The sequence below is a fragment of the Nostoc sp. NMS7 genome (genome assembly GCF_017115085.1).
Taxonomy (GTDB): domain Bacteria; phylum Cyanobacteriota; class Cyanobacteriia; order Cyanobacteriales; family Nostocaceae; genus Nostoc.
Window position 1 is genome coordinate 21,512 of the sequence record NZ_JABXKJ010000168.1, and the last position, 6,566, is coordinate 28,077.

The 6,566-nt window shown below is 39.8% G+C and carries 8 protein-coding genes and 1 pseudogene; 4 read left to right on the forward strand and 5 right to left on the reverse strand.

Features of this window, described 5'->3' with window-relative positions; translation table 11 throughout:
* The first annotated feature begins 29 nt into the window (after positions 1-29).
* Positions 30-827, forward strand: coding sequence for a 7-carboxy-7-deazaguanine synthase QueE (locus HWQ38_RS18075; protein WP_292795979.1), 798 nt, complete (start codon positions 30-32; stop codon positions 825-827).
* 126 nt (positions 828-953) lie between these two features.
* Here HWQ38_RS18075 and HWQ38_RS18080 read toward each other — a convergent pair whose 3' ends face one another.
* The 3 genes from HWQ38_RS18080 to HWQ38_RS18090 form a co-directional block, all read right to left on the reverse strand.
* Entirely contained in the window at positions 954-1,598 is a 645-nt protein-coding gene (locus HWQ38_RS18080) for a DUF3318 domain-containing protein (RefSeq protein ID WP_292795981.1), read from the reverse strand.
* A gap of 77 nt (positions 1,599-1,675) precedes the next feature.
* Complete coding sequence (locus tag HWQ38_RS18085; RefSeq protein WP_292795984.1) at positions 1,676-2,233, reverse strand: hypothetical protein; 558 nt, start codon at positions 2,231-2,233, stop codon at positions 1,676-1,678.
* A 310-nt stretch (positions 2,234-2,543) separates the two neighbouring features.
* Entirely contained in the window at positions 2,544-3,338 is a 795-nt protein-coding gene (locus HWQ38_RS18090; protein ID WP_292795986.1) for a methyltransferase domain-containing protein, read from the reverse strand.
* Positions 3,339-3,441: 103 nt separating this feature from the next.
* Between HWQ38_RS18090 and HWQ38_RS18095 the strand changes: the two genes are divergently transcribed.
* From HWQ38_RS18095 to HWQ38_RS18105, 3 genes and pseudogenes are all read left to right on the forward strand, one after another.
* Entirely contained in the window at positions 3,442-4,323 is an 882-nt protein-coding gene (locus HWQ38_RS18095; RefSeq protein ID WP_292795989.1) for a LysR family transcriptional regulator, read from the forward strand.
* 161 nt (positions 4,324-4,484) lie between these two features.
* Positions 4,485-4,898 carry an element excision factor XisH family protein gene (locus HWQ38_RS18100; protein ID WP_292795992.1) on the forward strand — a complete coding sequence of 138 codons (414 nt, stop codon included), beginning with the start codon at positions 4,485-4,487 and terminating at the stop codon, positions 4,896-4,898.
* Positions 4,886-5,218 (forward strand): annotated as a pseudogene (locus tag HWQ38_RS18105) (XisI protein). The gene HWQ38_RS18100 and the pseudogene HWQ38_RS18105 overlap by 13 nt, the downstream one beginning before the upstream one ends.
* 169 nt (positions 5,219-5,387) lie before the next feature.
* Here HWQ38_RS18105 and HWQ38_RS18110 read toward each other — a convergent pair.
* Together HWQ38_RS18110 and HWQ38_RS18115 are read right to left on the reverse strand one after the other, a co-directional pair.
* Complete coding sequence (locus HWQ38_RS18110) at positions 5,388-5,540, reverse strand: hypothetical protein (RefSeq protein ID WP_292795994.1); 153 nt, start codon at positions 5,538-5,540, stop codon at positions 5,388-5,390.
* A gap of 162 nt (positions 5,541-5,702) precedes the next feature.
* Positions 5,703-6,566: glycosyltransferase (locus HWQ38_RS18115; protein ID WP_292795997.1), on the reverse strand; the 864-nt coding region annotated here is incomplete at its 5' end.

The following is a 6,566-nucleotide window of genomic DNA, read 5'->3' on the forward strand; positions in this document are numbered from 1 at the left end:
ACGCAGCGCGATCGCGTTGCTCTGATCAAATGATTGCTAAAACTACGGTTACACCTACTGCACGCCTGATTGAGGTTTTTTCTGCCATTCAAGGAGAAGGACTGAATGTAGGGACACGTCAGATTTTTATTCGTTTTGCTTTGTGTGATTTGCGCTGTCACTTTTGTGATAGTGCCCAGACTTGGAATGCACCAGCGACTTGTCGGATAGAGCGATCGCCTGGATTGCGCGACTTTGAAATCCACTCTAACCCTGTTCCATTACCAATATTAATGGAATGGGTGGAACGACAAAATCTACCTTGTCTACACGATAGCATTAGCTTAACTGGGGGTGAACCACTTCTTCATGCCCAATTTTTAAGGCAGTTTCTACCCGAAGTGCGAGCCATAACTGGTCTACCTATATACTTAGAAACTGGCGGACATCGCCCAGAACAACTAGCGATGATTCTCCCCTACTTAGACTCTGTGGGTATGGATTTCAAATTGCCCAGTGTTAGCGGCGAAAGTTATTGGCAAGAACATAGTAAATTTCTCCAATTATGTCATGACTCATATTTAAATGTTTTTGTCAAGATAATTGTGTCTCAAAACACAGATCCCGCCGAATTAGAACGTTCAGCTTTGCTGGTGGCAAAGGTGAGTCCAGATATCTCAGTATTTTTACAACCTGTTACGCCTTTGGCAGCATCTGAAGAATTTTCCCCAATCCCTGTGCTTGCGCCTTCGAGCGATCAAGTTTTGACGTGGCAAGCTTTGATGAAGAGGTTTGTCAAGCAAGTGCGTGTGATCCCCCAGACCCATAAAATGCTGAACCAGCTTTGAAGAGTCAGGAGTCAGGAGTTCACTTATAACTCCAAACTCCTGTACAGACGCGATTAATCGCGTCTCTCCAAACTCAAAACTCCTGTACAGACGCGATTAATCGCGTCTCTCCAAACTTCAAACTAATTACAGTCCGCCCTCATCTGTAGTTCTGGATTGAGCTTTTGCTTTATTAGCACTGCGTTTGAGACCAGAGAGCCTTGCTTCGTATTTAGACCGTTGGCGCTTACTAGGAGTATTGTCAATCAGGGTTTTCAAGGCACTACCAAGACTCTTGTAGGCATTGGGGAGGCTATAACCAAAACGAGTTGCCAAGGCGATCGCTTTTTCATCAGCATTGAGCAATTCTTTTAGTTGCTTTTCCCCACTATTCTTTTGGTACAGTCGCCAGCCTGACACACCACACAGCGACAAAGCTAATACCAGTAGCAATCCATCTTGTACCCATAATTCGCCTACAGCACCACCTAAACCGATGGCTAGTGCTGCCATTTCCCAACCGTCTTTAGGAATTGTGTCATTTTGAACGCGAGCAACTTCATGCCAGAACAGCAGATTACGCTGATCCATAGCGAGGGCATCCCATTTCACCAAATCAATTTGAATTTCTACCTGGTCTTTACCAATTTCTTCGCAACGGACCAGGGGTGGATTGACCTCAGTTGTGCCTTCAACCGTGACCCAGCTTTGCAATTCTGGCGGTAATAAGCTTTTCAACCGCCGAAGTTCACTCATTTCCGCTTTGGCAGAGGAGGTTGCATAGGATGTCATAATATCCAGCCCCAGAAAATTTCAGTATATAGTGAGGGTATCACTTTGGAGTATAGCTATTTAAGTGATGATCCGGCTCACTCGCTCTTAAAACTTCCTCGCTTTTTTCGCGCTTCCATTGCTTTTTCCAGCAAATCTAGCAATCCTGGGGCTTCTTCTTGGATACTGAGTAATAATCTTTCCCCAAGTTCTATATTCCCCGGATCAAGACCTGTTACCATCACTTCTTTCAGGCGAGGTATCGCTATGCCATCCACAATCTGAATTAAGCCACTCAAGCAACGGTGAAATTGTCTTTCTGTGAGAATCGAGTCTTCTAAAGGAAACTCAATAATGGCACGGATTTCGCCATCGGATGGGTCATACTCCCATTGCAACATTTTGGTTTCCCAGGAAATGGCAAGCATTGTCTGTAGGATAGCTCCCTTGTGGGGATGGTCTTGAATTCCTGCCAGAACTTGAGGGGTAAATACCCGAAAAAATTTTCCTTCTTCATCCAGCTGGACAACTATTAGGAAATCTTCTAGGTTATCAGCCTCCACACCTGTTATAATTCGGTCTTCTTCATCATCCAAACGATAGTCCCAACCAAGGTTGTCTAAATAGTTGGCAATCTGTTTGAGGTTAGCTCCCATAAAAGCCTCATAAGGAACGTGGAGCAGCTGTTACCAGCCTAGTTTAACCTGCTAATGAGAGTTGTTTGGGTTGGTGTGGATACTTCTCATCACATAGAAGTATGCAATTAGGGCATGGGGCATGGGGTACTTGTACTGAGCGTTGCCGTTGGCGTAGCCTCTCGTAGAGAAGTATTGGGCATTGAAGAGCTGGAAAAATGATCGTTCGGCGCTGTGAATGATATTTTCTTTTATGACTCTTGTTCATTATTAAAGAAGCAAAAATCACTATTTTTCAAAAAGCAATCTGCGTTCTGGAGCTACTATTAATCTAACGTTTCCATCCCACAACTTCACACCAAGCAGCAGCAAAAAATCCATCTGGGTGCTGACTCCATTCTCGTAAAGCATGGCTCCTTTCTGTAAGCGATGGCTCATCAGTCCAACCTTTCTCTATAGCTCCATCCACCTTTGCAGAAGCCTCAATTCGCAGCGCCAAATATTCTGTAGCTTCACTCAGCGACTCAGAACATTGATAAGAAGCCGAAGCTTGGATATTAGTAAACCCACTTTGGCGCAGCAGGGCGCGTAACTCTCTACCTACGTCAGGATTACCAGAATTCTGCTGCTGGAGCCACTTGTAATAAGAAAATGCTTTTTCCAGTTCTGGTGTAGACGGTGCAATCAAAAACCCGCCCCAGTCAGGACTACGAAGCCCAACAATTCCCCCCGGTTTCAAAACTCGCCACAGTTCCCGTAACGCCTGCGCTGGTTCTTGGAGATGCTCAAACAGCGCATGGGAAAAAATTGCATCAAATGAGTTATCCCAGAAGGGTAGAGCATATATATTTCCCCCCAGAAAATTAGCATTACTAATACCTTGAATAAAAGCATTTTCAGGAGCTATGCGAATTTGAGAGACTTCTCGATCAATACCTGTAAGCGTACCAGGAGCGATCGCTTTTGCTAAACCCAAAGTGATCGTCCCAGGCCCGCAACCACAATCTAACAATTTCATCCCTGGACGTAAATAAGGCTTGAAAAACGCACCATGAGTATCTAAGCTGCGTTTTGCCATGAAATTCGTCGCATTGCTTGAATACCCTGGAGTATACTTTTCCTGCATTGCTCTGATTCCCTGCGATATTTGTATAAGTATCATAAGCAGCTACTTTTCAGATGTCCAATATATATTTAAATAAAATTGAAACTTATAAAATATCAAAAAAATGGAATTGCGACACCTGCGCTACTTTATTGCTGTCGCTGAAGAACTGCACTTCAGTAGAGCCGCCGAGCGATTGCACATTGCTCAACCGCCCTTAAGCCAGCAAATTCAGCAACTAGAAACACAATTGGGGGTAGAACTGTTTCACCGTAAAACCAAACGACAGGTGCAGTTAACGGAAGCTGGACAAGTATTTTTGCAAGAAGCTTATCAACTTTTAGCTCAACTGAAAAAAGCAATTGAGCTAACCCAAAAAATAGGAAGAGGTGAAAAGGGACAATTGCGAATCGGGTTTACCAGTTTGGTAACTTACGATTTGCTTCCTGTAATTTTGCGACGATTTCGAGAACAATTTCCAGAAGTAGAGTTGATTTTGCAGGAATTAACCACAACTCAGCAGGAGCAAGCACTACAAGAACGTCGCATCCATGTAGGCTTTGCCCATCCACCGTTAGAAGACAATACACTCAATCAAGAGTGCATTCAGCGAGAAGCTTTAATTGTGGCTATGTTAGAAACTCATCCCTTAGCTGAACAAGAAAAGATTTCAGTGCGATCGCTAGTAAACGAAAACTTTATCATGTTCCCTCGCCATTTGGGCCCCGGACTTTACGACCAAATCGTAAGTCTTTGCCAGCAAGGAAATTTCAGCCCAAAAGTGACTCAAGAAGCGATTCAGATGCAGACAATTATCGGATTGGTTTCAGCAGGAATGGGGATTGCGATCGCACCCTCTTCATTGCAAAATCTTCAGAGGTCTGGTGTAGTTTATCGTACTGTGGAGGAGAAAACACCATTAGTAGAAACGGCTGTAGTGTGGCGGGAAGAAGATATGACACCTGTACTAAAGGAATTTCTGCAAGTTGTCATGAGTATCTTTTGAGAGATGACGACTTTCTGCTTGCAAAGACGCTATGCGAACAAGAGTTAGCTTTATTTTTGCCAATCTATATTATTTCGTAAAAAAAAAATCGCTAGATTGTCAATGTATTATTGAAATGGAAATTATTAAATCAAGCACCGCCATAAATTGGAATTAAACCTGTGTCTGCTAAAGATGCTTTTCATGCAGTTGTCAAAACAGCATTTGAGAAAGAAGGGTGGTTAATCACTCACGATCCTTATACTCTCCAGGCGGGAACACTTGAGCTATATGTTGATTTAGGAGCAGAAAAAGTTATTGCAGCCGAAAAACAAGGACAAAAAATAGCTGTTGAAATTAAAAGTTTTTTAAGTCCATCAAAAATAACAGAACTTTATGCTGCATTAGGACAATTTATCATTTACCGAATTGCTTTACAAAAACAAGAAGCCAATCGCACCTTATATTTAGCAGTTACTAGTACTGTTTACAATGAGTTTTTTATACTTCCATTTATCCAATCTGTCATTCAAAGTAATCAATGTTTACTAATTTATAATATTGAACAGGAGGCGATAGACCAATGGCAAAGCTAGACGAATATCGACAATATATTAAGGACTTGCTTGAACAACACGCGAGTATTGTTTGGGATAATCGCATTCAAGCACAGATAATTTATGATACAGAACACGATCATTATCAATTAGTTTATGTAGGTTGGCGTGATCAAGACCGCATATATGGGCCTGTTCTTCATCTAGATATTATTGACGATAAAATCTGGATTCAGCAAGATGGAACAGAGGTAGGAATTGCTAATTAATTGGTTGAATTAGGTGTGCCAAAAGAGGATATTGTTTTAGGTTTTCAGTTACCCTCTGTACGTAAATATACAGATTTCGCTGTTAGTTAATTGAATTTATTAAAAATAGCGATCGCTCTCTTGTTTTGCTTCCCATCCTCTAGTTAAAAAAGTGCGATCGCTTTAATTTAAATAATCTCACAACTCAATAAAATTTATTGTTAATAATGATATTTACAAGTCAAAATAATCAATTTTCTTCAATTTTATAAGTCTGTAGTTAAAAGAGGATTTTTTCATAGTCATCTAAATTAATAAAAATTAAGTTACCTTTTTCTACATTCTCTAAAGCTTTGAGGAGATGTTTTTTGTTAGTTTCTGATTTCAGAAGATAGGTTGTTTCGTCTTCTTCAAATGGTGGTTCAATTAGCATAATAACTTGTAGGACAGTTTTCGCATCTTTAATATTGTAACTGTATCTGGACTAGATAAGATTTGAGCGATCGCTCACTGATCAAGCTGACCATTTTTAGTAAGCTGGTTCGGCTCTATTGATACTGAAGGCATTCGTTTTATGATTTTGCTTTTAATCCATTTAATGAGTTATGTACCCCCACAAAAGACAGATATATTGTAATTTAGACAAAAGCTGATTTATAAAACTACGTTTATTAGGATTAAATCTTTGAGGACTTAAGTCAATATTGTACATTTCACTGATAACTTTATTACCTTTTCTATATCGCCTAAACCTTTCAATAAAACCAAGTATACCATCATCAAAATTATGATAAACTACAGAGTTAAAAGCATAAGAAAGATTACCTAATTCTAACAATCTCCATCCTAAATCTATATCTTCTCCAGCCGCAATATTAATATCTTCATTGAAGCCGCCTATTTTTTCAATAGCAGGTTTCCAAATCAGAGCATTAGCAGTAATTAAATATTCAGGGCTGATATTTGTTTCATTATTAATCACTGTTAAAGGCACTAAAATTTCTTGTGTTTCATAATATTTGGATAAAAAATCACTGCCCCATGCTTTAACATTTCCTGCATATCTGATTGAGCCATTCATTGAATCAATATACCCTATAATCCATGATTCACAAGGAATACAGTCGCTATCTGTAAATAAAATCCAATCTCCTTTGGAATAGCGTAATCCCAAATTTCGTGCAGATGCTGGCCCGATTTTTGAGCATTTAAGCAATATTATTTCAAGCCCGTTGATTTGAAACTGTTTATGGATAACAATTGGATTCCTTGAGTTATTATCAACAATAATAATTTCTTTAGGATATATTTTTGGACTATGTGTATTAAAAAAAATAGATAAAAATAAATCAATTCCTTTCTGATTATTCTTGACAGGTATAACTATCGATATATCTGATGCTTGTATCCGCTCAATAAGTTGCGGTAAGCAAAAATTATTAGCGATTGTTGAATCAAT